This is a genomic window from Streptomyces sp. NPDC104309 (assembly GCF_055584025.1).
The window spans coordinates 1-22,853 of the sequence record NZ_JBVJMV010000053.1; the positions used below are offsets into that span (position 1 = coordinate 1).

Sequence of the window (22,853 nt, forward strand, 5' to 3'; positions counted from 1 at the left end):
GGGAGCGGAACTCGTCAACGACCTCTTCGGTCAACGAGGGACGCTGAGCAATCAGCATGGGGTGGCGCCTCCAGATTTCGGCGCCCGCTATTTGACGCCGTAGACACCACACGGTATCGGCAATACGACCTCACAAGAGGCCGCACCGCCCGACGCCGCCAGGTGCCAGCTCAGCCGCCTCGGCCATGCTTGGGCGCTGCTGCCGGCCCTTGCCCGCCTGCAACGCGCCGACGACGCTGACCAAGCTCTGCGCACGGCACTGGCGGAACTGGAAGCCGACCCGTCAGGCACCGCGCCGGGCAGGTTCGGGTTCGACGAACCTGAGCTGAACCTCCACCAGGCCGAAGCCGACCTCGCTCTTGGGCGCCATCAACACGCCCGCGCCCGCGCCGAAGCATCCGCTGCGGCCTGTCCGGATGGTACGGGCGGCTGGACGGCCGCCACCCTCGTACTCGCCCAGGCCGAAGCAACCGACTGCCCGCAAGACGCCGCCCAACGTGCCCTGCACGTCCTGGACCACGTCCCCGCCGCCCGGCTCCGCTCCACCGCCCGCACCCGTCTCCATGACCTCACCAGAGCGCTCCCCACCGACCACGCAGCCGACCTGTCCGAACAGCTCCGCGCCCTGCCCTCAGCCATCGACCACCACGGACACGGACTCTGCTGATCCCCCGGGCTCGATCACCCCATCACCTCCACAGCCGCCCCTCAGCGTCTAAACGCAATCGGCTGCGTCGGCCTGGTAGGTGCGTGAGTTCTCCTCGCGACGTCTATCGCGTCCGTGGGTTAGCATCCCGGCGCTGCTTCCGCGCATCGCGCATGCTCTGTCGCTGAGCAGGCTGGACGTAGATCTCCAACGAACGCCACTGACCACCGCGCGACGAAGACCCCAGCGATCACCACGCTGGGGTGTTCGTCATCCAGGATTATCCCTTAGCGTTACCGACCGTTCGATCCTCGACAATCCCGCTGTGGTCCAGTGACAGGGCTAGAGATCCCGCACCTTCTGTTGCGGCGGCGGCCGTGACGTGTCCGGCCCGTCTGAGCGTGACCGGCCACGCGAGGCTACGGAGCGGCGGGGAGGGCTTCTGTGAGGCGGTCCAGCCGCGTGTAGAGGGCCCGCTCGAGTCGGGCGCGGTTCTGGACGCAGCGCAACCGGGCGGCGGAGGCGCGACAGGTGAGACAGGCTTGCCCTCGCGCATCCACCGGTCCCCGTCCCAGTAGATGACCGCAGACATGCTGCTACTTGCGTCTCCCATGGTGACGGAACGCCAACCGCGTGGGAATCGGGCCGTGCGGTCGGGGTGGGGCGCGGCGCTTGATTGCCGTTACGGTGAGGGCAATCTGCAATGCCTCAGGCGTCTGGGTTGGTCCCCGATGCAGCCGCCTTGATTCGTGTGACCTGGAGCTTGGACAGTTCCTCCAGCTCGGTGCTGCCTGCCAGATCGGTGCCTTTTACCCTGACGACGACGCCACCGACCCGCATGATCATCTGGGAGGTGCGGATCTGCGCGAAGGCTTCGCTCTCTTCGGCTCCCGCATCGATGGTCAGCGGTTTTACTTTTACGGTGGTGCCGCGTTCTTCGATGACCATGCCCTTCATGGTCGCCCGCGCGTTGTCTGCTGTGTCGAAGGAGTAGAGGACGAACTCCACCGAGGGCTCCTTATCCGACGATGAGTCCTCGGCACTGCGCCGGAACCTGGCCCCGCCCCCGACCGCTAACCCGACACAGTTCGTCTCGGTTTCGCGCTGGCAGATCTGGAGGGCTTTGTCGTCCTGGAGCGTCTTGGACTGGCTGTACTTCCAACCGGTGGGCAGGCTTGCCTTGCTGGGCATCGCCATCAGCATCTGGTCGGACGTGGTCAGTATGGGCGGCGTATCACCGCCGCTGTCAGTGCAAGCAGTGGCCCCCGCCAGCAGCACCCCTGCTATCGCAGTCATTCGTGTCCGCTTGAGCAACTTCAACTCCGTTTCGGGCAAGACCATTCGATGGTGCACACACCATCTCATCCGGTTCAGGCACGCCACGCCCTGAGCCGACAAGATCTACTGGGGTTCCTTGGCCACAGCCATCTCGACAACGCACACGTCCGGCGCGACGGTCGCGGTGTAAGGGAGTTCGACTGGGCCGCCTGGCAACGACGGCGCCCGCCCTGGGGGCTGTGCGCTGGATGGGCGCTGTGGTCGTCCGGCGAATGAGACTGCGACCGGGGCTACGTGACGGCGGGGAGGGCTTCTGTGAGGCGGTCCAGTCGCGTGTAGAGGGCCCGTACGAGGCGGGCGCGGTTCTGGGCGCAGCGGGCCGTTCCCTCCAGCGGGACGGACAGGCGGCCGTCGGCTTCGCGGAGGACGACTTCGGCGAGGGCGCCGCGGCCGTCGCTCTTGGGCAGGGCGGCGGCATGGCGTCGGACGTCGGCGGCCACGGCGCGGGCGTGCCCGGTGAGTTGGAGGGCGATCTGCTCGTAGTCGCGGGGTTCGAGGTCCGGGTCCTTCCACGCGAGGACAGCGGTCACGAGTGCTTCGTGGGGTGCGCGGTCCAGTGGCAGTTCGGCCTCGATGAGCCCGTGGGGGTCGTAGAGGCCGACGTGGGTGTTCCTCATCGGGTGCCCGCCGCGTCGTCGTCCTGGCCGTGGTCGCCGGGGTGGGCGTCCGGGGCCTGGACGGCGAGGAAGCGGGCGTAGCCGCGGTCGGCGCGTTCCAGCAGCGTCGGGGAAGGCCGGCCGAAGTCGGGCGGCTGAAGGTCGCAGCCTTCCGGCTGGGGGTCGGCGGGTGTGGGTGCGCTCATGGGGCACCGCCTCCGTTGCTGGGGTGTCGGTGTCATTCGACGCTACGGAGAAAGCGGATTGGTCCTCAACGAGATTGCGGAGAATTGCGGGAGATTCACTCCAGGGCGTCGATCGCGGCCTTGATGAGGGCGCGGGCGGCGTCGCCGTACACGGCCATCTCCGCGAGGCCGGCGAATGCCTTCGCGTAGTCGGCGACTTCGCGCGGCTGCGTCACCTTGATCTCCGCCGTCAGTGTCTCCACCACGGCCGTGGTGTCGTCGTGGACGTAGAACGCCTCCAGCGGCCACACGGTGCGCTGTGCGGTGAACGGGATGATGCCCAGCGAGACGGAGGCGAGCGGCATCACCGCCAGGAGGTGGCGCAGCTGCCCGCGCATCGCCTCGGGGTCGGCGGTGCGGTAGCGCAGGACGGACTCCTCGAGGAGGACGACGTAGAGGTGGCCGCCCTCGTAGAGGAACCGGGAGCGGGCGATGCGGGCGGCGACGGCTTCGGCAACGTCGTCGGGGGTGCCCTGGAAGCGGGTGATCTGCTCCATGAGGGCGGTCGCGAACGCCGGCGTCTGGAGAAGGCCGGGGGGCAAGTTGGAGACGTAGACCCGGCAGTGGCGGGTCTGCTCGTGCAGGGTGTTCCAATCTTGTTGGACCTTGCGCATGCCGTTGCGGTGCAGGCGGCGCCACTCCAGGTACATCGAGTCGACCGCGCGGGCGGTGGCGATGAGGTCGTCGGCCTGGTCGTCGGCACCGCACGCCGAACACCAGGTCCGGATGTCCGCATCCGAGGGCAGGACCGCGCCCTTCTGGATGCGAGTGGTCTTCGCGGGATGCCAGCCGCACCGGGCGGAGAGCTCCTTCCCGATGAGGCCGGCGTCCTTGCGCAGGTGCTGCAACCGCACGGCCAGCGCCTCACGGGCGGCCTGTGCGCTGGACGATGGGGAGGCGGTCGTCATGAGGTGGCGGCCCTTGGGTGTGCGTCGGTCAGATGCGGTAGTCGGCGTGCTCAGTGGCCAGGTCCCACACCGAGCGGAACGCCTCCACGCACAGCTTGATGGCCTGCGGGTCCTCGGTGTGGTCGGGCTCCAGGGCCTCGCCGTCACCGGAGAAGACGTTGAACCGCACGACCTGGTCGTCGATGAGCCAGAAGTCGTTGCCCGGCAGTGCAAGCGTGGAGGCGCGGCGGCGGGAAAGCCAGCGGACGTCCTCACCGGCGCGCAGGTTGGCGTCGGTGATGGCGTGCTCGAAACGGATGTACTCGGTGACGGGCTCGGACACGACCCGGGCCCGCAGGACCTTCACCCCGCGGGCGACGGTCCGCTCCACCAGCGGCAGCCACCCGCTCCAGTACTCCGAGTCGTCCGCGGGCACGCTCCCGTCCCGCAGGAAGGTGTCGTAGACCTCCCGCTCATCACAGCCCAGGACGGCGAACAACTCCGCCTCACCGCAACAGGAATCCGCTACAACCTCAAACCCAACCGGTAGAAGGCACGCTGCCCGCCTCCGAAAGCCAGCGCTGCCAGCACATCGCCCGCACGCTCATGACCAGCAGCAACGCACCACACGTCATACCGACCGGCAACCAACTGACCCGCATCATCACCAAAAACGTCAGCACCAGATCAGCATCCATGACAGCAGTCGAACCACCCACGACAACCCACTGAACAGCAGAAACCCGCTACCGATCGCACCGACATCACAACGCCGAACCACCACCGACAAAAACCCGCACATCATCAGACCGTCGACAAGCTCGCCGCGCTGGCCGGCCTCGGGCTGGAGTGGGCGGCAGCGGAAGGAGCGGCGTGATGACCGCACCCGAGGAAGAGCGGCGCGTGCAGGAAGCCGTACGGCGGCACGCCCGCACCAGCGCCTTCGCGGAGGCGGAGAAGGTCATCTCGGCGCTGCTGCCCGACCCTGGGGTGCAGGAGGGCAAGGGCACAGGTCGAGGCGGCGGAGATGCAGCTCGGCATGGAGCTGCGGCCCCAACTGCAGCCGTTCCAGGACCACTACGACCAGGCTGTGCGCGACGGTGACGCGGCCCAGCTCGCCGGGATCTGTCCGGGCAAGCACGGCCGCTGGGGACGGATCTGCGTCCTGGCCGACGGCCACGAGACCTTGATGGAGCAACCCCACTGGGGCCGCAACAGCGAGGGACGGCCGATCGCGTGGGTGAGCAGCGCACCCGACGACTGGTGAGCGGCGGTGTGGACCCCGGGACGCGTTGGGCGGCCCGGGGTCCTTCGCTGTCCGGGGCCAGCGGCATCGCGCCCCAGGCCCTACACGCACCTGAGTGGCTCTTCGCAGTTGAGGGTGTAGCGCCGAGAACATAGAGCTGTTGGACGGTTGGATGTGAGTTGTCAGGAGGTGCGAGCGTCGTAGTTCTTGCGGTATGCGAGGACCTCGGCCATGTGTGTCTGCGCCCAGTTTCTGAGCCCGCGCGTCATGTGATGGAGCGAGAGGCCGAGGTCGGTCAGCTCGTAGGAGACGGTGACAGGGACGGTTGGCGTCACGGTACGGGTGAGAAGACCATCGTGCTCCAGCGACCGCAGCGTCTGGGTCAGCATCTTCTGGCTGACCCCGGCCAGAAGACGAGAGATTTCGGAGTAACGCATCGCCTTCGGAGCGCCTGCGTGTGCTGCACCGGGCTGGCCAGGGCTGTTGTCGCCGCCCAGCGCACACAGGATCAGAACGACCCACTTGTCCGAGATTCGGTCGAGCAGCTGCCGGCTGGGGCACCCTGCCAGGAACGCGTTGTACTCCACCTTGGCCTGGGCCCTCTTCTGGGCCGCCTTCATCGTCGTCACTGATCGCACCTCTCACCGATGGGTGGGTTACGCACTCCAAAGTGCCTACTTCCCGATAGGAAGTTTCTCTCCAAGAGTGATGCAGGGAGGCAGCAGGCGCCACCCCCAAGTGCACGACGAAAGGCAACAAGATGAGCACACCCTCCCTCACTCTTCCCGGCGGCACCTGGACTCTCGGTGACCTGACCGTCACCCGGTTCGGCTACGGCGCCATGCAACTGGCCGGCCCGTGGGTCATGGGGCCGCCCGCCGATCGCGAGGGTGCCCTGGCCGTTCTGCGTGAAGCGGTCGACCTCGGTATCACCCACATCGACACCAGCGACGCCTACGGGCCGCGCGTCACCAACGAGTTGATCCGCGAGGCACTGCACCCCTATCCCGAGTCGCTGCACATCGTGACCAAGGTGGGCGCGACCCGCGACGAACAGGGTGGCTGGCCCACGGCCCGGCGACCCGAAGATCTGCGCCGCCAGGTCCACGACAACCTCACGTCCCTCCGGCTCGACGTACTCGACCTGGTCAACCTCCGACTCGGCAACGCCGAAGGTCCCCAGCCCGGCTCGCTCGCCGAGGCGTTCGAGACGCTCGTGGAACTCCAGCAGCAGGGCCTGATCCGCCGCCTCGGGGTCAGCAACGCCACCGAGGAGCAGGTCACCGAGGCACAGAGCATCGCGCCGATCGTGTGCGTGCAGAACATGTACAACCTGGCCCACCGCCACGACGACAAGCTCATCGACCGGCTCGCCACCGACGGCGTCGCGTACGTGCCCTTCTTCCCCCTCGGGGGCTTTACCCCTCTTCAGTCCTCGGCGCTCTCGGCGGTCGCCGCTCGATTGAAGGCGACACAGATGTCCGTCGCACTGGCCTGGCTGCTGCAGCGATCACCGAACATCCTGCTCATCCCCGGCACGTCATCGACAGCGCACCTTCGCGAAAACATCGCTGGCGCGGGACTCTCCCTCTCCCATGAGGACTTGACCGAGCTGGACGACATCGGCCGCTGAACGGCCCACAAGCCACGGCCGAAGCCACCGTTCAAGTTTCGGCCCCGGTCACCTTCGCGCGACCGGGACCGAAGCAGGACGATTCGCCCTCACCTGGTCGACTTCAGATCATCAACCGTCAGGAACTTGCGTCCACCGGCGGTGCCAGCTAACCCCGCGTCGGTGGCCGGGTAGGCGTCGAGGTCTCCCGAGGAAGGGGGTTCCTACACCAAGCCCATCCGGAAGACCCGTCCTTGCCGCTGGCGAAGCCGACCCGGTTGCCGGGGAATTCCAGGGAGCTGCCGGAGGGGACGGGGCTCGTTCCGTCGACCGGGTGGCCGGCTACCAGGACGCCGTCGGCGGCTGTGGCCGTGACGGTCAGCTCGCCTGCTGGGGTGGTGCGCCATGCGCCGGGGATGCCAGGGAGTGTGTGCGGGCCCGGGGTGGTGATCTTGGCGTTGGCGCAGACCTTGCCCTTGCCGTTCGCTCCGGCGATCTCTTCCCACCGGCCCTGGCGCCAGGCTTCGTAGTCGGCGGGGATGTGCGGTGCAGTCATGAGGGTGCTCCCTTTCCTGTCCGTCGCGCGGTAGGGGGCGCGGCGGTGGTGCTGCGCGGGCATGGTTGCTCAGCCCAACGAAGCGCACGGCGGTGCGCAGGCGGTGGTTGCGTAGGAGGCAAGCAATTGGGTGCTGGGGCTGCCTGGCAGGCAACCCGGGGGCGGGCGCCGGGTGTCAGGCGCGGCGGGCGGCCCAGACGGTGCGCTCGGTGCGTACGGCGAGATCGTCGCGGTGCAGGATGCTGGTCGGGATGTCGGGGTCGAGGAGTTCGTCGAGCGCGGCGAGGTCTGCGGGGCTCAGTGCGGGGGCGGCGGCGCCGCGGATGCGCTGCAGGCTGCCGTAGGCGTAGCGGCCGATGATGTCGCTGCGCCCGCCGTCGATGTGGACGCTGATGGTGCGCTCGTCCTCGACGGTGAATCCGGCGGCGGTGAGCATCGGGCCCCAGTCGGCGCCGCGGTGCGGGACGTGCTCGGCGTGGAAGGTCTCGGTCGCGGCATGGGCGCGCTCTTCGAGGCCGGGCCGGTTCTCGGGAGCGTCGGCGGGCAGGAAGCGGGGGAAGCCCGCAAGCTCGACGACCGCGAACAGCCCGCCGGGGGCGAGCAGGTCGTGGACGCTCGCAAGGGCGCGCTCAGGGTTGGCCATGTGGTGCATCGAGGCCGAGGCCCACACCAGGTCCGGTGTGCCGAGGTCGGGCCAGCGGTCGGTGTCGAGGTCGGCCTGCACGGTTCGTACGCGCCCCTCGACGCCGCGGGCGCATGCCTTCTCTCGCAGGAGCTGGAGGTGTCCGGCGGAGGTGTCGACGGCGGTGACGTGGGCATCGGGGAAGCGGTCGAGGAGGGCGAAGGTGCCCGCTCCGGTGCCGCAGCCCAGGTCCACGATCTGGCCCGGCTCGCTCTTCAGCGGCAGCCAGGCGGCGATGGACGCTATGTGTTCGAACAGCACTTCGGCATCCAGGTCGAGGATCTCCGCCTGGCCGGCGTCACCGTGCTCCTGGTGGCTGCCTTGCCCGTGGTGCGGGCGGGCGCCTTGGCCGTGGTGGGGGGTGTGCGGGTGCGCTTGGGTCATGGCATCACCGTAAGCCCGTCATGCGTAGATCGCACGACTGCTTGCGTAATGCGCAAGAAGGTGGCGTGGTGTGCTGCCCGGTACGCAAGATCGCCCACGGTGCCGGGGCCTGCGGCGCGGCCGTGGACCGCTATTCGCAGGGGCCCTGGGTGCCTGAGCAGTCGGCTTCGGTGCCGTCGGCGCCGGCGTCCTTCTGATGGCCGCGGCGGGCGTCGCGGTCGAAGATGCCCATGATCTCGCACGGCCCTCCCTCGGCGCCGATGGCGTGCGGCATCATGGTGGGGAACTCGGCGGCCTGGTTGGTCTCGATGCGAAAGCGCCGGTGGCCGAGCATCAGGATGGCGGTGCCGGACAGGACGACGAGCCATTCGCGGCCGGGGTGTGCGCGCATGCGGGCGGGATTGTCGGGCGGCGGTTCGGTCATCCGCTGACGCATCACGCTCATGCCGGGGTCGCCCTTTATGGGCCAGCGCATCAGGCCATGGGTGCCGTCGATCATCGGGCTGATGACGACGTCGTCGGCGGCGTTCTCCACGAGCTGGTCCAGCGTGGTGTCCAGGGCGCGGGCGAGGGTGACCAGCTGGTCCAGGGCGAGACGCCGCTGGCCGTTCTCGATCCGGCTCAGTGAGGACTGGCTGAGGTTAGCGCGAGTGGCCAGTTCTTCCAGTGACCAGCCCTGCGCGACGCGCAGAGCGCGGATCCGTTTGCGTACGAGGCTGTCCAGCTGCCCATCTTCTTGCGTCATAGGCAACATGATATGCCCTTGCTGCAATGTGGGCTTAACGTCGCTTACAGATGGTCCGGCACGGGGGGCCACGTACGACGAAAGGGCGCGACATGTCTGCGCAGACTTCCCGCTACAAGAGTGACGCACTGCCCACGCCGACGGTGGATGTGGTGGTGATCGGCGGCAGCGCCGCGGGCCTGAACGGCGCGCTGATGCTGGCCCGCTCGCGCCGCTCGGTCGTCGTGATCGACAGCGGCAGCCCGCGCAACGCCCCCGCCGCGGCCATGCACGGCTTCATTGTTCTCGACGGCACCCCGCCGCCCGAGATCCTCGAGCGGGGACGCCAGCAGGTCCGCCAGTACGGCGGCCGGATCGTCTTCGGCGAGGTCGCCACGGCTCAGCCCGCCGCCCCCGCAGCCGACGGCGACCTGCGCTTCACCATCACCCTGGCCGACGGCCGGAGCGTGACGGCGCGCCGGGTGCTGGTGGCTACCGGGCTGCGCGACGTGCTGCCCGAGGTGCCCGGCCTGGCCGAGCACTGGGGCCACAGCGTGGTGCACTGCCCCTACTGCCACGGCTGGGAGGTCCGCGACGAGCCGATCGGCATCCTCGCCACAGGGCCCGCCTCCCTCCACCACGCCTGGCTGTTCCGCCAGCTGACGGACGACCTCATCTACTTCACCCGCGGCACCGAGCTCGATGCGGACACCCGCGCCCGGTTCGCCGCCCGCAACATCCGCATCATCGAGACCGACGTCAAGGAAGTCGTCGACGAAGACGGCGCCCTGGCAGGCGTCCGCCTGGCCGACGGCAGCTTCGTGGAGCGGCGGATTTTGGCGGTGGCCACACAGATGCAGGCCCGCACCGAGGGCTTGGAGGGCCTGAAGCTGCCGATGGAGGACCTGCCCGACCGCATGGGCCGCCGCTTCGCCTCCGCCATGGCCGGCACCACCGAGATCCCGGGCGTGTGGGTGGCCGGCAACGCCACCGACCTCACCGCTCAGGTCGGCGCCTCCGCCGCGGCCGGCGCCCTGGCCGGCTCCCACATCAACGCCCTGCTGGCCACCGCGGACACCGACGCCGCGCTCGCCGCCGCCCAGCACGCCACCGGCTGACACACCAGCCCCGCCGTTCAAGCACCGCGCGGACCACCCTCCAGTTGTCCGCGCAGTGAGCAAGTCCTCATCTCACCACCGTGGCGACCGGCCCTGTCCCGGCGCTGATCCTGCATGCCCTTTTCGGAAGGAAATCATGAGTACCAACCAGCCTCCCCAGGCGGCGGCCGCGCCGGTCAGCGGCGGGGGTACGCCGGATGCGCGTCAGCTGCGCGCGATCCTGATCACCGTCTCGATCGCGCTGATGGCCGTCATCGCCTCGGTGTCCGGGCTGAACGTCGCCCAGACCCACATGGCGGTCGAGTGGGGCGCCTCGCAGACCACCGTTTTGTGGATCATCAACATCTACACGCTCGCCCTGGCCGCCCTGCTGCTGCCGCTCGGTGCGCTCGGGGACCGCCTGGGCCGCAAGCCCATGCTGATCACCGGGCTGATCATCTTCGGTGCCGCCAGTGTCGTCGCGGGCGTGGCCCCGTCGGCCGCGGTGATGATCGGCGCCCGCGTGGCCGCCGGCATCAGCGCCGCGATGATCATGCCGATCACGCTGGCCGTCATCACCTCCACGTTCCCCGAGGAAGAGCGGGGCAAGGCGATCGGCGTCTGGACCGGTGTCGCCGGAGGCGGCGGCATCCTGGGCATGTTCCTGTCCGCCCTGCTGGTCGACGTCGCCGACTGGCGCTGGCTGTTCGTGCTGCCCGTGGTCCTGGTCGTTGTCGCCCTGGCGATGACGCTGAAGTCGGTGCCCAACTCCCGCGATCGCTCCACCCACTCCTTCGACACCATCGGCGCGCTGGTCTCCACCATCGCCGTGATCGGTCTCATCTTCGTTCTCCAAGAGGGCCCCGAGCGCGGCTGGAGCGACCCCGTCACCCTGATCAGCCTGGCCGTCGGTGTCATCGCCGCCGTCGCCTTCGTGGCCTGGGAGCTGCGCCGCCGCGACGCCTCGCTGCTGGACGTACGCCTCTTCCGTGAGCGCGGTCTGGCCAGCGGCTCGATCACGCTGCTGGTCGTCTTCGGCGTCCAGGCCGGTATCGCTGTCGTGCTCTTCCCGTTCTTCCAGGCCGTGCTGGGCTGGTCCGGGCTGCTGTCCACGGTGGCGATGATGCCAATGGCCGTCATGATGATGATGACCTCCGGCCTGGCACCCAAGATGGCCGCCAAGATCGGCGCCCGCCCCACCATGACCGTGGGCGTCGCCCTGGCCACCCTCGGCCTGGCCCTGATGGCCCTGTTCGTGTCCGTCGACGGCGGCTACCTGTCGATCCTGGCCGGCATGCTCGCCATGGGTATCGGCATGGGTCTGTCGATGACGCCCTCCACCGAGGCCATCACCAGCTCCCTGCCCCGCGCCAAGCAGGGCGTTGCCTCCGCCCTCAACGACGTCACCCGCGAGTTCGGCACCGCCCTGGGTGTCGCGATGCTCGGCGCGCTGCTGGCCAATGGTTACCGCAGCGCCATCAACGACAAGCTCGACAACATCCCCACCGGGGCTGCGGGCACCGCCCGCGAAGGCATCGCCAACGCCATCGAGGTCGCGCCCAAGACCGGCAGCCACGCCCAGGACCTGATCCACGCCGCACAGCAGTCCTTCGTCGAAGGCTGGCAGCAGGCCATGTGGATCGGCACCGCCGTGATGGGTGTCCTGCTGGTCTACGTCACCCTGCGCGGCCCGAAGAGCACCACCCCCGTCGAAGCCGACGACAAAGCCCCGGAGGCCGGGGCGGCGGAGAGCGTCGCCGCCCGCTGACCTCACAGGAACTCCGTGCGGACGGAGCACGACGCCGCCCGCACGGCAGACGGCCATCGGGCACACCGCGACATCGCAGTGTGCCCGACGGCCGCACAACGCCTTGAGCACAACCCGATACCCCGATCACATGCAGGAGTAGCCCTTATGAGCACCATCGAGCTGACCGCGGACAACTTCAACGAGGTCATCACCGGAAGCGACTTTGTGATCATCGATTTCTGGGCCGAATGGTGCGGCCCGTGCCGCAAGTTCGGGCCCGTCTTCGAGCGGGTCTCGGACAAGCACGAGGGCGTCATATTCGCCAAGGTCGACACTGAGGCTCAGCGAGAACTGGCGCAGGCATTCGAGATCACGTCGATCCCCACGCTCATGATCGTGCGCGAGCAGGTCGCCATCTTCCGTCAGGCCGGCGCCCTGCCGGAGGCTGGACTCGACGACCTTGGGGCTGGCGATGGGCCGGGAGGAACGATCCATCAGGCTGTCCTCGCCGTGGGCGAGCCAGCGGGCGTACCACTTGGCCAGGCAGCGGCGGGAGATTCCTGCTTCCGCAGCGACGTGTGCGATCGGACGTCCGGCATCGCCCCGCAGGCACAAGCGCAGACGTCCTTCGGGGGTCAGCGGTGCGTTCCGATGTCCCGCTGGTGGCGCTCCTGGACTCGGCGGCCGCGTTCACCGGGAGCCCTGGGATCTCGGGGCTCCCGCGTGAGCGGCTGTGCGTGGCGTCAGCGTGCGAACTTTTCGATGGCCTCCGGGGTGACGGGGGTGAAGAAGTTGACGAGGTTGCCGTCGGGGTCGCGGAACAACAGCGACCGGTTGCCCCAGGGCATTGTGGTGGGCTCGTTGACGAAGTCGGTGACGAAGCCGGTCAGGTTCTGGTGAACGCGGTCCACGTCGTCGACGAGGAACTCGGTGATCACGCTGTGGTTGTCCGCCGGGCGGGCGGAGCCCGGGGCGAACAGCGGGACGGTGCGGGTGCTGGCGATCGCGAGGGTTGCGCCCGGGGTCTTGAGTTCGGCGAAGTCTTCGGTGGCCCGTATCGCCTGCATCCCTGTAGCTCGCTCGTAGAACTCGACGAGGCGTGCGACGTCGCTGGTGATGATGCGGATCGAGACGAAGTCCATGGGGATCTCCTTGGCTGTGCTGGAGGGGTGCACGTCGCAGGCTAGGAGAAATAGTGGACAGAATCGGTCCTGTATTCGCGTTAGGGTGCGAACATGCCTCGACCGACCGGCCGCGTGCTGACCCTCCTGGAGCTGCTGCAGTCGGGCGGCACCCGGACTGTGGCCGAGCTCGCCGCCCGTCTCGGCGTCGAAGGGCGCACCGTGCGGCGGTATGTGGACCAGCTGATCGACCTGGACGTGCCCGTGGAGTCGGTGCGCGGCCGCTACGGCGGGTACCGGCTGGCTCCCGGGTACCACTTGCCTCCGCTCATGCTCAGCGACGACGAGGCGCTGGCCGTGCTGCTCGGCCTGGTCGCCGGCCGCCGGGCAGGGCTGACGACGACGGAGCGCACGGCAAACGAGACAGCGTCAGCGAAGATCCGGCGGGTGCTGCCCAAGCACATCGCCCGCCGGCTCGACACACTCCTGGAAGCTCTCGCCTTCACGGAGCAGCCCGCCGAGTTGGACCACCCGGACGCCGGGCTCCTGCTCACCATCGCCGATGCGGTGCGCCACCGCCGACCGGTCTCGATCCGCTTAACCTCCGGCCGGTCTCCCCCACCCGCCAGATGCTCGAACCGGCTCCCGGTGAACGCCGTCGCGCCGGGCGGCAAACCGATTCCGAAGTAACGCCGCAGATCCACGACAGCCTGAGGATCAGCGACGAAGAAGCCCAACCGTTCCGCGAACGGCAACGGGAGATCACCCGAGGACATCAGCGGCAACGTACTGGATGAGACTGCCTACGGATGCGGAACGGCTCGGCGGCTGTGGCCTTCGGGGAAGGCCGTCCGCACGCTGACACCCAGCTTCCTCGGACGTACTCATTTGCGGGAGTAGGCAGAGGGCGTAGTTCGGTTGCCGGCAACGATGCCGGCGACGACAGCACGGTCCGTTGTAGCTCCGACGGGTCGATGGACTGTTGTCCACACGACCTCATCGACGCGCAGGTTGCCCCCTGCTTTGTCCTTCGGCGTGAGATCCAGGATGAGAAGTTGGCTGAAGGGTGCGTTGGTGTTGCTGTACTCGGCAGCCTGGGTGAGGTAGCGGCGTTCGAGGTACTCACGATCGTTGTCGGTGGCGTCCTGCTTGATCTCGGTGAGGTAGCGCAAAGCACCAAAGTGCGCCATGACATCTGCACGACCCATGCCCATATCAACAGGTTCGACAAGGACGACGTTGTGCAGGGGCCCGCCCTGGAGCCACTGGTAGAAGTCACGTTGCAGGTCAGCCTCGACAGGCTTGCGCTTCCCCTCGGGTTTGCGTCGGTAGTCGAAGGGAGGTGGGTCGCCTTTCTTGGTCGAGCCAAAGAGATTGGTTCGGGTGATGTCGGAACGGCTCTTGAGGAAGAGGAGACTTTGTTCCACCAGTGCGGAAAAGGTCCTGCGGACTTCACCGGTAAACGAGGGGTGCGCTGAGAGCTCGGTCATGAGCTGGTCGAGTTTGGGCACGATGAGCGGGTCGGTGGCTTTGAGCCGGGCTATATCACCGTCGTAGGCAAGACCTTCGACTGCCAGAAGCTGCTGGTTGTCCAGTGCTCCGGCGATGCTCAGCGCTTGCTGTTCACCGAGCAGGAGCAGCAAGGTCGGTGCCAGACGCTGCAAACGGGCAGCCGGCGCCCCTCCGGGGTCGTCGTCACCGGTGTCGTCGTCAGAGGCTGAAAGTCCTGAAGAGGCCTCGCGCTGGGATGCGGTGTCGATGGCATTGAGCAGGGCTCTGGCCGTTTCGGCGTCGAAGCCCCGGGCAGTGTGCTGGTCTGTGTCTTGGGCAGCGCGGCGCAGTTGTGTCAGGAAGGCCTGCTGGCGCAAGAAGCCGTCTTCGATCGCGGGCTCGACCAAGAGAGCCAGGCCCTGGCCGGTGCTGCCCGCCAGAGGGCAGACGGTGCGGGCGGCGCTGTAGGCGCTGAGGACTGTGTCGAGGGCCTGCCAGGCGTCCATCCACGCGTCGTCTTGTAGAGCGGCGGCTGCGGCGCGTAGTTGGAGGATGAGGCGGTGCCAGGCGATTTCTGCCGAACGACGCGGTTGGAGCCAGGCGGACTGGTGGGCCCGGTGGAGCCAGGCGCCGTGCTGGTCCAGGGCGCTAGCGATCTGGTCAGCGGCTCTGGTGATTGTTACTGCGTCGGCCCGACCAAAGGCGAGGATGGCGTCGCAGACGGCTGCGTAGGTGCGGGCGTCGTGGCGGGCTTCCTCGGCTTGGGCAGCGGTCTCGAACTGCTTGCGTGCCTGAGCGAGGTGTGTAGTGACGGCGCCTATGTCAGTCGAGGACAGTGCGCGGCGCAGCAGGTCGCAGCCGAGTTCGAACATGGCGTCCACGTCGGTGGCTTCGTCGTGGGTGAGTTGTTGCAGCAGGGCTCGCACGGTTTCAGCGACGGGGCCCTCATCAGCCCAGCGGTCGAGGGTGAGACCGAGAAGCCGTGGCAGTCGCTCAAGGAAGTCTTCGGGGCCGTCAACCGGTACGTCTTCAAGGAACTGCCACACCTTGAAGGGGGTGACTGCTTCGGCGACTGCCAGGCGTACAGCGCCTTCGAGGCTGGCGGCAGCCAGGAGTGGTGCGGCCTGGATGCGATCCGTCAGTCCATCCAGCAGAGCTGTTGTCAGCAGCTTGCCCAGTGCCTTTGCAGCTGTGGGGCTGTGAAGCAGGGCGTCCATGGATGCGGTGAGGTGGAGGACGCTGCGCTGTGCGGCAAGTCCTTTAGGGAACGTGACGGCTGCGAGCTGCCATTGCGCGTCGCTGCGGTTGTACGCGTCGGCAACGGCTTCGGCAAGGTAGGGGGCAAAGGGGCCGGCGGCCACGTCGCTGGCCTCGTTGGCCACGGTTTCGGGGGTCAGGCCGATGGCGGGGAAGGTAATGGGCCGGCCGTCGGCGGCCAGCTCGGTCAGCCGGTCGACGAGTTGCGGCACGGCAGCCTTCCTTTCCATCTGATACTCGAGGGCGGCCTCACCACAGGGATGCACCGGGCTCGGCCTGTCGGATGCTGTCAGCGGGCAGCGCTGCACGGGCCAGGTCGAAGTCCGCAGTGGTGAGCACTACCTGCAGCTCGCTCTCGGCTGCGACGGTGGCCAGCTCCTTGAAAAGCTTATGCGCGTCTGCGGACTGCATCTCCTCAGACTTCGGACTGTCGATGAGCAGCAGGCCGGGGTGCGTGGATACGCCTTTTGCCCTACCGACCCTGAGCAGGGCGATGGCAACGGCGATGCGCAGCCGCAGGCGTGCGCCGGCGGTCTGGTCCTTGAACCACTCCTGCTTGCTGCCGAGGGGGAAGATCTTCAAGCGAGCGCCGCGGTCGATCGACACCGACTCGAGGGAGGGGACCCCGAACAAGGTCGCCAGCTCGACGGTCTCCTCGTTGACCTCTTTGAACAGCGCCTCGGCGGCCGTCTTGCTGTCCTTTTCCAGCAGGTCGGCGGCAGCCGCCAGGACCTTAATGGCCTTGGCTTCGTTTTCGTCCAGGGGCGGTTCCTCGGGCTCGCGGAACACGCTGAGTGCGCCTTCCAGCCTCAGCACGTTCTCCTGTGCGGCCAGGCGAGCGGGCAGATCGGCGGCGGACTGGGCACGTCGCAGCTGCTCCTGCGCGCCTTCCAGCCGGTGTGTCAGGCCGTCGACGGTGGTCTCAGCCTGTTCCAGAGCTTGCTTGGCTGACTCTTCGACGGCAGTACTCGTCTCCAGCCGCTGCTGTGCCTCCGCGGCAATTTCCTGCGGATCTTCGTCGTCTCCGGTCACCTCGCGTGCGCATACCGCGCAGGTGTGGGCGTGCCGCTCCTGCTGGCGACGCGTGTCGTCGATCTGCTGGTCGCAGCGGGGGCAGCTAGTGGGGTTCAGGCCGTGGAAGAGCAGGCGAGCAGTGGCGCTTTCGGTGACATCGTTGAGGAGCTTGGCAGCCTGCTGGCGTTCGGTGCGAGCCCGGCGAAAGACACGCACGGCTTCGTCCCACGCGTCCTGTGCGTCGGCCAGAGCTCTGGCGAGCTGGACCGCGTCGTGGGCCATGTCGGTCAGGGAAGCGTCCTCGCCGTCCCTGGGCAACAGGCGTGCCAGTGCCTCACGGGCCTGGGTGAGATCGGTTTCCAGGCGTTCTCTCTCGGATGCACGTTCCGCTGCTTCGGCGACCGCCACTGCGCGGCGCGCCTTGTCCTCGGCAAGGCGCACATCGTGCACGGTCTTAACACGGGTGAGAGCTGCGGCTGCAGGCAGATCCAGGAAGACCTGCAGCAGACGGCCTGGCAGTCCGTTGGAGGCGACCTCACCCAGCAGGGCCTTGTCGCCGCCAGCCGGCAGGTAGACCGCGCCAAAGTAGGCGGGCCACCCGTGGGTCTGGGTACTGGTCTCCTTGAAGCTGTTGACCAGTGGCTGCAAATCCATCCGCCTTAGACCGACCGGCAAATGGTTGGGTCGCTTGTCGGCTGACGGTCCCGGAAACGAGACAGGCACGGGCCTGCGTGATCATGGAGGTCTCTACGCTCAGTGATCACACGGAGGACCCGTGCCTGCGGTGCCATTTTGCCTGCTCGACCCCCTGTGGGACCAGTTCGCCGTTCTCCTGCCCGTACGGGAGGGGTACTCAACGAGCCATCCGCTCGGGTGTCACCGCCGTCGGGTGTCGGACCGTGTCGTGTTCGAGCACGTCGTGCTGGCACTGGTCCACGGCTCGGGGTACGAGCGGATTGCGAGTCCTGGGTGCTCTGACCGAACAATCCGACGCCGCGTCAAACAGTGGGCTGAGCTGGGGATAGCCCAACGACTACATGCCTTGGCGCTGGAAGCGTACGACAGCATGATCGGTCTTGGGCTGACCGAGATCTCGGTCGACGGCTGTATCACCAAGGCACCGTCGGGCGGCGAGAAGGCGGGGCGCTCACCGGTGGACCGGGGCAAGCAGGGGCTGAAGCGCTCGGTCGCCTCCGATGCCTGCGGCGTTCCGCTCGGCATCGTCTGCGAGGGCGCCAACCGGCACGACTCGCCCCTGCTCGGCCCCACCTTGAAGGCGGCCCGAACCCAAGTCGGCGCAATGCCCGAAGACGTCAACGTCAACCTCGATCGCGGCTACGACAGCGTCACGTCCCGTGCGCTGATTGCCGAGTTGGGGTTCACGTCCGAGATCGCCTGCAAGGGCATTCCGGCCCCGATTCAGGCTGGCAAGCGCTGGGTGATCGAGCGCACACACTCCTGGATGAACGGCTACGGCAAGCTGCGGCGCTGCACCGAGAAGGACGGCAAGGTGGTGGACTTCTACCTCCACCTCGCCGCCGCACTCGTCACGCTCCGCATGCTCATCCGCCGCGCGACCAAGCGCTACCGCTGGGACGGCCGCCCCACCACCCGACGCCTCAAGTGATCCATTTGCCGGTCGATCTTAGCATCAAGCTGGCGATCTGCTCCGCATAGCTGTCAGTGCTGGAGGCTCGCAACAGGGCAGTGATGCCCTGGTCCGGGGCGGGGCCGCGTACGTCGGCCAATACGGACGGTTCGCTGCCGGTCAGGACGGTGGCCGCGGTGATCTCTCCGTCGGTGAGGTCCAAGCGGAACGCCATGGGCTCTCCTGCGACGGTCGCGTCCAGGTCAATGTGGTGCAGCCAGCTGCGGACACGGCTTTGCATCTCACTGCGCGGTGTGCCGCGCAGGCACCACGTCAGTAGTTCCAGCACCGATGTCTTGCCCCTAAAATTCGAGGCAACCAGCGCTGTCAGACCCTCGGAGAAAGACAGGGTGGTGTCGAAGGGGCCCGGTTCGACGTCGCCGGTACGTTCGCCAGCCACTCGCAGCCGGTGCACCCGCAGTGACCGCGGACGTGCTGGGGAAATGACCAACGGCAGCCCGTATGCGGCGAACACGTCGCGGACGTCGTCGACCTTCACACCTGCCTTGTCCGCAATGCGCGTCTCCAGCAGCGCCTCTTCCTGCACCGTGCTCATGCTCCCCCCACTCCCTGTACCTGTAGCTGCTGCCGGAAGTCCGCCAGCCGACGGCGTGCCTGCTCAGTGATCGACCCGATCCGGCTCCCCCGCGGCGTGTCGGCGTACTCGCGCGTCAAGTACTGCTGCTTCTTCAGCGCGCTGCCGCTCTTCTCCCCCGCGAGCCGCAGGACGTCCTCGACGCGCTGCACGTAGTAGCCGAAATCCGGCTCCTGGCGGTGATCTCCCGGGCGACGTGGCGGCCATGCTCCAGCAGGAAGTAATCGTGCTGGCGCACCCGATCGACCGTTCCCCGCCGCTTGCGGACCAGCAGCCCGGCGCTGCGCAGCACCGCCAGAGCGTCGTCCAGCCACTCGTAGGCGCCGAAGTGGTGGCGCAGCATCGGATAGCGCCGCACCTCCGGCTCCTCGGAGTCCAGAATCCGGCCGGCGAGGTCCAACAGCGCTTCCTCGGGCTCGGTCTCGTAGGCTGTCAGCAGCTCGTTGGCCAGGTAGTCCGGATTGCGCAGCCAGAAGTCCAGCTTCTGCAGCTTGACCTGCGTCCGCATCACTCCCACCGCCCGCTCCAGTCCGGGCAGTGCCGTCTCCGCCTCGGTCACCGGCTCGCAAGCCCCGTCGATAAGCAACAAAAGACGTACTGCGTCCTGCTCTCGGCTGGTCACCGGCTCTCCCGGTCCCCGCCCCGCCCCCTCGTGATCCATCGCGACAGCGTAACTACCCGCACACGAAACTGACCATGGTGTGACAGGGGCGAATGTACGTACATGCCCATTCTGCAGAGCACCCCGACCCGGTGATCGACTCCGGCCAGCAGGGTGGTCCGTGGGGAAGACACGATGTCTGGCAAGGCGGTCGGCGCGCATCCTGGTACTCCGCCGTCGCGAGCATGTACGGCACGTGAAATGCCAGCCCATCAACACTTCACACACATTCCCGGTCGGTAAAACGGACGAGGCCCACGGAACCGCCGGTGATCTTGGTCGGCCGTGGGCCGCGATCCACGACAACCAGCGGATCCCCGCCGACTTCCGGCTCTACCTGACCGCGACCCCGCGCATCCTGGCAGCGGCCCGGCCACAGAAGGGCGCGGACGGCCAGGAGGCAGAGATCGCGACCATGGCCGACGACCCGGACGGCACGTACGGTGCGTGGCTCGCAGAACTCGGACTGAGCGAGGCGATCGAGCGCGAAATCCTCGCCGGATTCGAGATCGACGTCCTGGAGATCCGCGACCCCTCCCCCGTCCTCGGGGAGTCCGAAGAAGCCCGGCGCGGCCGGCGCCTGGCCCTCCTGCAGACCGCGCTCCTGGAGCACGCCGCCGCATACAACCTGCGCACCGTCATGACGTTCCACCAGAAGGTGGAAGAGGCCGCCGCGTTCGCGGAGAAACTGCCCGAGACCGCTGCCGCGCTGTACGTCAACGACGCCTCCGACGACGACCTGGCCGCCGCCGACAAGCTGCCGAAGTCCTCCATCGACGCGGAGTTCTACGAGCTGGAGGCCGGCCGCCACGTCCCGCCGGACCGCGTGTGGTCGGCATGGCTGTGCGGCGACCACCTCGTGTCAGAGCGCCGCGAGGTGCTGCGCCAGTTCGCCAACGGGATCGACGCGGCCGGGCGCCGGGTGCACCGGGCGTTCCTCGCGTCCGTTCGCGTGCTCGGGGAGGGCGTGGACATCACCGGCGAGCGGGGCGTGGAAGCCGTCTGCTTCACCGACACCCGCGGCTCGCAGGTGGAGATCGTGCAGAACATCGGCCGGGCGCTCCGCCTCAACAAGGACGGCTCCACCAAGGTCGCGCGGATCATCGTGCCGGTGTTCCTGGAGCCGAACGAGGACCCGACCGACATGGTCGCCTCCGCCTCGTTCCGCCCCCTTGTAGCGGTCCTCCAGGGCCTCCGCAGCCACGACGAACGACTCGTTGAGCAGCTCGCCTCCCGGGCGCTCACCAGCGGGAAGCGCAAGGTCCACGTCCGGCGCGACGAAGACGGCCAGATCGTCGGGGCCGGCGGCGAGGGCGACGGCGAGGACCAGGAGCAGGACGACACGCAGGCCGCCGCCGAAGCGGCGCTGCTCCACTTCTCATCTCCGAGGGACGCGGCGACCATCGCGGCGTTCCTGCGCACCCGGGTCTACCGGCCGGAGTCCCTGGTGTGGCTGGAGGGCTACCAGGCCCTGCTGCGGTGGCGGGCGGAGAACGAGATCACCGGTCTCTACGCCGTGCCCTATGACGTGGAGACCGAGGTCGGCGTCACCAAGGACTTCCCTCTCGGGCGGTGGGTGCACCAGCAGCGGAAGGCGCTGCGGGCCGGGGAGCTGGAGGAGCGGCGCAAGACCCTGCTGGACGCGCCGGAGGCCGGGATGGTGTGGGAGCCGGGCGAGGAAGCGTGGGAGAACAAGCTCGCCGCGCTCCGGTCGTACCGGCGGGCTACCGGGCATCTCGCGCCGCGTCAGGACGCGGTGTGGGGCGAGGGCGAGGCGATGGTGCCGGTCGGCCAGCACATGGCCAGCCTCCGCCGGAAGGGCCAGAAGAACGGCCTGGGCAAAGACCCGGAACGGGCCGCCGTACGCGCGGCACAGCTCACAGCGATCGACCCGGACTGGAACTGCCCATGGCCACTCGACTGGCAACGCCACCACCGCGTCCTCGCCGACCTCGCCGACACCGAAGCCGGTGGCGTCCTGCCCGACATCGCCCCCGGCGTGCTGATGGACGGCGACGACATCGGCAAGTGGCTTCAGCAGCAGAAGCACGCGGGCACCTGGGCGCAGCTCTCCCCCGAGCAGACGGAGCGACTGACCGCTCTGGGTGTGGAGCCCGCTGCAGCGGCGCCTGCCGCCCCGGCGATACCGCGTGCGGCGAAGGGCCCGAGCAAGGCCCAGCAGGCCTTCCAACGCGGCCTGACAGCCCTCACGCAGTGGGTGGAACGGGAAGGCGACCGGCCGGTGCCGCGCAGCCACGCCGAGACGATCACGGTCGACGGCGAACCGGAGCCGGTGACCGTGAAACTAGGCGTATGGATCTCCAACACCAAGACCCGCCGCGACAAACTCACCCCCGAACAACGCGACGCCCTCGCCGCGCTGAGCGTCGACTGGGCCTGAGTTGGAGCCGCGAGGTTGACCATCACCGGGTGAGAACACCGCAGGCCCGCGCCGGATGATCGGTGCAGGCCTGCGGCGGTGACGTCGGAGTTACTCAGCGGCGCCCTGCTCTATCCGCTTGCTGGCCTGGTCGAAGAACCGGTTCGGCAACGGGATGTCGTTGGCGGTGATCCTGATTCAGAGCCACCGCTGGTAGGTGTTGCCCTGGTCGCTGTTGGTGTAGACGGAACCGCTGGAGTTGCTGTCCAGGACCCGGCCGGTGGCCTTGTTCTTCAGACGCCAGCCCTTGGAGTCCTTGGTCTCGTACCACCGCTGGTTGTTGTTACCGCTGCACTTGATCCCGTACACGTTGCCGTCCTTGTCACTGTCCAGGCAGTGGCTTCCCGTGCTGTACCCGGTCCACTCGAGAGTGAAGGTGCCGTCAGAGTTCTTGGTCTCTTCCCAGCCACCGACGTTCCGTGAACTGGTTTCCACCTTGGTGCCTGTTCCGGTGATGCCTGTGTCCATAGCGAGCCAGCGGCCCGTTGCCGCGTTCTTCCACGTCACCTTGCTCTGCGCGCCAAGTACACCGTTAGCAGCCGGGGTGGTCTTCCCCTGTGCGGCCGGTGCGGTGCTTGCAGTCGGAACGGTCTCTTCCTGCGCGGCCGAGGCGTTGCCTGTCATCGCAAGCAGGGCCACCGAGGCCATAGCCGTGGCCGAAAGAGCCATTGATATTCGCTTCATCTTCATGAAGTCCCCCCTATGAGATCCGATTGAAATAGGACACGACTCAACCGGCTCAAAAATTGAGCCGCGAGTCGCACCGGACGGATCGATTTGAAGCATTGCTGGTCGGGCAATGTGCCGAAACGTTAACAAGGAGTGATCGGCCCTTGCAAGGGGTTAGTTTTATGGGCCATTTG

Annotated in this window: 23 protein-coding genes and 3 pseudogenes; 8 read left to right on the forward strand and 18 right to left on the reverse strand. The window is 67.9% G+C overall.

Annotated features, from left to right (window positions below):
- Positions 1-283: 283 nt before the first annotated feature.
- From ACZ68L_RS40230 to ACZ68L_RS40260, 7 genes are all read right to left on the reverse strand, one after another.
- Positions 284-565, reverse strand: a complete 282-nt coding sequence (locus ACZ68L_RS40230) for a hypothetical protein (RefSeq protein ID WP_469588053.1) — start codon at positions 563-565, stop codon at positions 284-286.
- A 789-nt stretch (positions 566-1,354) separates the two neighbouring features.
- The gene (locus tag ACZ68L_RS40235; RefSeq protein ID WP_469588056.1) at positions 1,355-1,981 is read right to left on the reverse strand and encodes a hypothetical protein; all 627 of its coding nucleotides are present in this window, start codon (positions 1,979-1,981) and stop codon (positions 1,355-1,357) included.
- Positions 1,982-2,214: 233 nt separating this feature from the next.
- Positions 2,215-2,601, reverse strand: coding sequence for a DUF6415 family natural product biosynthesis protein (locus ACZ68L_RS40240; RefSeq protein ID WP_469588061.1), 387 nt, complete (start codon positions 2,599-2,601; stop codon positions 2,215-2,217).
- Positions 2,598-2,786, reverse strand: coding sequence for a hypothetical protein (locus ACZ68L_RS40245; protein ID WP_469588065.1), 189 nt, complete (start codon positions 2,784-2,786; stop codon positions 2,598-2,600). The genes ACZ68L_RS40240 and ACZ68L_RS40245 overlap by 4 nt, the downstream gene beginning before the upstream one ends.
- Positions 2,787-2,881: 95 nt before the next feature.
- Positions 2,882-3,733, reverse strand: a complete 852-nt coding sequence (locus tag ACZ68L_RS40250) for a helix-turn-helix domain-containing protein (protein WP_469588068.1) — start codon at positions 3,731-3,733, stop codon at positions 2,882-2,884.
- 28 nt (positions 3,734-3,761) lie between these two features.
- Positions 3,762-4,211 carry a DUF6879 family protein gene (locus ACZ68L_RS40255; protein ID WP_469588073.1) on the reverse strand — a complete coding sequence of 150 codons (450 nt, stop codon included), beginning with the start codon at positions 4,209-4,211 and terminating at the stop codon, positions 3,762-3,764.
- Between the two features lie 34 nt (positions 4,212-4,245).
- The gene (locus ACZ68L_RS40260) at positions 4,246-4,410 is read right to left on the reverse strand and encodes a hypothetical protein (protein ID WP_469588075.1); all 165 of its coding nucleotides are present in this window, start codon (positions 4,408-4,410) and stop codon (positions 4,246-4,248) included.
- 329 nt (positions 4,411-4,739) lie between these two features.
- Here ACZ68L_RS40260 and ACZ68L_RS40265 point away from each other — a divergent pair, with 329 nt between their 5' ends.
- Positions 4,740-4,979: a hypothetical protein gene (locus ACZ68L_RS40265; protein ID WP_469588078.1), complete on the forward strand. Its 240-nt coding sequence runs from the start codon at positions 4,740-4,742 to the stop codon at positions 4,977-4,979.
- 161 nt (positions 4,980-5,140) lie between these two features.
- Here ACZ68L_RS40265 and ACZ68L_RS40270 read toward each other — a convergent pair whose 3' ends face one another.
- Complete coding sequence (locus ACZ68L_RS40270) at positions 5,141-5,578, reverse strand: winged helix-turn-helix transcriptional regulator (RefSeq protein WP_469588177.1); 438 nt, start codon at positions 5,576-5,578, stop codon at positions 5,141-5,143.
- Positions 5,579-5,718: 140 nt separating this feature from the next.
- Here ACZ68L_RS40270 and ACZ68L_RS40275 point away from each other — a divergent pair, with 140 nt between their 5' ends.
- On the forward strand, positions 5,719-6,591 hold the full coding sequence (locus ACZ68L_RS40275; RefSeq protein WP_469588081.1) for an aldo/keto reductase family oxidoreductase: 873 nt from the start codon (positions 5,719-5,721) through the stop codon (positions 6,589-6,591).
- 148 nt (positions 6,592-6,739) lie between these two features.
- Here the strand turns inward: ACZ68L_RS40275 and ACZ68L_RS40280 are convergent, their stop codons facing one another.
- From ACZ68L_RS40280 to ACZ68L_RS40290, 3 genes are all read right to left on the reverse strand, one after another.
- Positions 6,740-7,126 (reverse strand): hypothetical protein, encoded by a 387-nt coding sequence (locus ACZ68L_RS40280; protein WP_469588084.1) that lies wholly within the window; start codon positions 7,124-7,126, stop codon positions 6,740-6,742.
- A 175-nt stretch (positions 7,127-7,301) separates the two neighbouring features.
- The gene (locus ACZ68L_RS40285; RefSeq protein WP_469588086.1) at positions 7,302-8,192 is read right to left on the reverse strand and encodes a class I SAM-dependent methyltransferase; all 891 of its coding nucleotides are present in this window, start codon (positions 8,190-8,192) and stop codon (positions 7,302-7,304) included.
- Between the two features lie 130 nt (positions 8,193-8,322).
- Positions 8,323-8,937, reverse strand: a complete 615-nt coding sequence (locus tag ACZ68L_RS40290) for a helix-turn-helix domain-containing protein (protein WP_469588088.1) — start codon at positions 8,935-8,937, stop codon at positions 8,323-8,325.
- A gap of 92 nt (positions 8,938-9,029) precedes the next feature.
- On the opposite strand from ACZ68L_RS40290, the gene ACZ68L_RS40295 reads away from it, so the two are divergent.
- The 3 genes and pseudogenes from ACZ68L_RS40295 to trxA all read left to right on the forward strand — a co-directional run.
- The gene (locus tag ACZ68L_RS40295) at positions 9,030-10,034 is read left to right on the forward strand and encodes an NAD(P)/FAD-dependent oxidoreductase (RefSeq protein WP_469588093.1); all 1,005 of its coding nucleotides are present in this window, start codon (positions 9,030-9,032) and stop codon (positions 10,032-10,034) included.
- A gap of 136 nt (positions 10,035-10,170) precedes the next feature.
- The gene (locus ACZ68L_RS40300; RefSeq protein ID WP_469588097.1) at positions 10,171-11,781 is read left to right on the forward strand and encodes an MFS transporter; all 1,611 of its coding nucleotides are present in this window, start codon (positions 10,171-10,173) and stop codon (positions 11,779-11,781) included.
- A gap of 147 nt (positions 11,782-11,928) precedes the next feature.
- Positions 11,929-12,225, forward strand: a pseudogene (trxA, locus tag ACZ68L_RS40305) (thioredoxin); the annotation flags it as partial.
- On the opposite strand, the pseudogene ACZ68L_RS40310 reads toward trxA, so the two are convergent.
- Both ACZ68L_RS40310 and ACZ68L_RS40315 read right to left on the reverse strand, forming a co-directional pair.
- Positions 12,226-12,402, reverse strand: a pseudogene (locus ACZ68L_RS40310) (helix-turn-helix domain-containing protein); the annotation flags it as partial.
- Positions 12,403-12,506: 104 nt separating this feature from the next.
- Positions 12,507-12,905 carry a VOC family protein gene (locus tag ACZ68L_RS40315; RefSeq protein WP_469588100.1) on the reverse strand — a complete coding sequence of 133 codons (399 nt, stop codon included), beginning with the start codon at positions 12,903-12,905 and terminating at the stop codon, positions 12,507-12,509.
- A 93-nt stretch (positions 12,906-12,998) separates the two neighbouring features.
- Here ACZ68L_RS40315 and ACZ68L_RS40320 point away from each other — a divergent pair.
- Positions 12,999-13,487: pseudogene (locus ACZ68L_RS40320) on the forward strand (helix-turn-helix transcriptional regulator); the annotation flags it as partial.
- A 281-nt stretch (positions 13,488-13,768) separates the two neighbouring features.
- Here the strand turns inward: ACZ68L_RS40320 and ACZ68L_RS40325 are convergent.
- A complete protein-coding gene (locus tag ACZ68L_RS40325) occupies positions 13,769-15,844 on the reverse strand; it encodes a hypothetical protein (protein WP_469588103.1) in 2,076 nt (691 codons plus the stop codon).
- Positions 15,845-15,881: 37 nt separating this feature from the next.
- Positions 15,882-17,300: a hypothetical protein gene (locus ACZ68L_RS40330; RefSeq protein WP_469588104.1), complete on the reverse strand. Its 1,419-nt coding sequence runs from the start codon at positions 17,298-17,300 to the stop codon at positions 15,882-15,884.
- A 121-nt stretch (positions 17,301-17,421) separates the two neighbouring features.
- Here ACZ68L_RS40330 and ACZ68L_RS40335 point away from each other — a divergent pair, with 121 nt between their 5' ends.
- Positions 17,422-18,273 carry an IS5 family transposase gene (locus ACZ68L_RS40335; protein WP_469588106.1) on the forward strand — a complete coding sequence of 284 codons (852 nt, stop codon included), beginning with the start codon at positions 17,422-17,424 and terminating at the stop codon, positions 18,271-18,273.
- On the opposite strand, the gene ACZ68L_RS40340 is transcribed toward ACZ68L_RS40335, so the two are convergent.
- Together ACZ68L_RS40340 and ACZ68L_RS40345 are read right to left on the reverse strand one after the other, a co-directional pair.
- A complete protein-coding gene (locus ACZ68L_RS40340) occupies positions 18,266-18,850 on the reverse strand; it encodes a hypothetical protein (RefSeq protein ID WP_469588110.1) in 585 nt (194 codons plus the stop codon). The two genes, ACZ68L_RS40335 and ACZ68L_RS40340, sit on opposite strands and share 8 nt — an antisense overlap.
- A 133-nt stretch (positions 18,851-18,983) precedes the next feature.
- Positions 18,984-19,511: a hypothetical protein gene (locus tag ACZ68L_RS40345; RefSeq protein ID WP_469588113.1), complete on the reverse strand. Its 528-nt coding sequence runs from the start codon at positions 19,509-19,511 to the stop codon at positions 18,984-18,986.
- Positions 19,512-19,746: 235 nt separating this feature from the next.
- Here ACZ68L_RS40345 and ACZ68L_RS40350 point away from each other — a divergent pair, with 235 nt between their 5' ends.
- On the forward strand, positions 19,747-21,951 hold the full coding sequence (locus ACZ68L_RS40350; protein ID WP_469588116.1) for a helicase associated domain-containing protein: 2,205 nt from the start codon (positions 19,747-19,749) through the stop codon (positions 21,949-21,951).
- Positions 21,952-22,128: 177 nt separating this feature from the next.
- On the opposite strand, the gene ACZ68L_RS40355 is transcribed toward ACZ68L_RS40350, so the two are convergent.
- A complete protein-coding gene (locus ACZ68L_RS40355) occupies positions 22,129-22,674 on the reverse strand; it encodes an RICIN domain-containing protein (RefSeq protein WP_469588117.1) in 546 nt (181 codons plus the stop codon).
- Positions 22,675-22,853 lie beyond the last annotated feature (179 nt).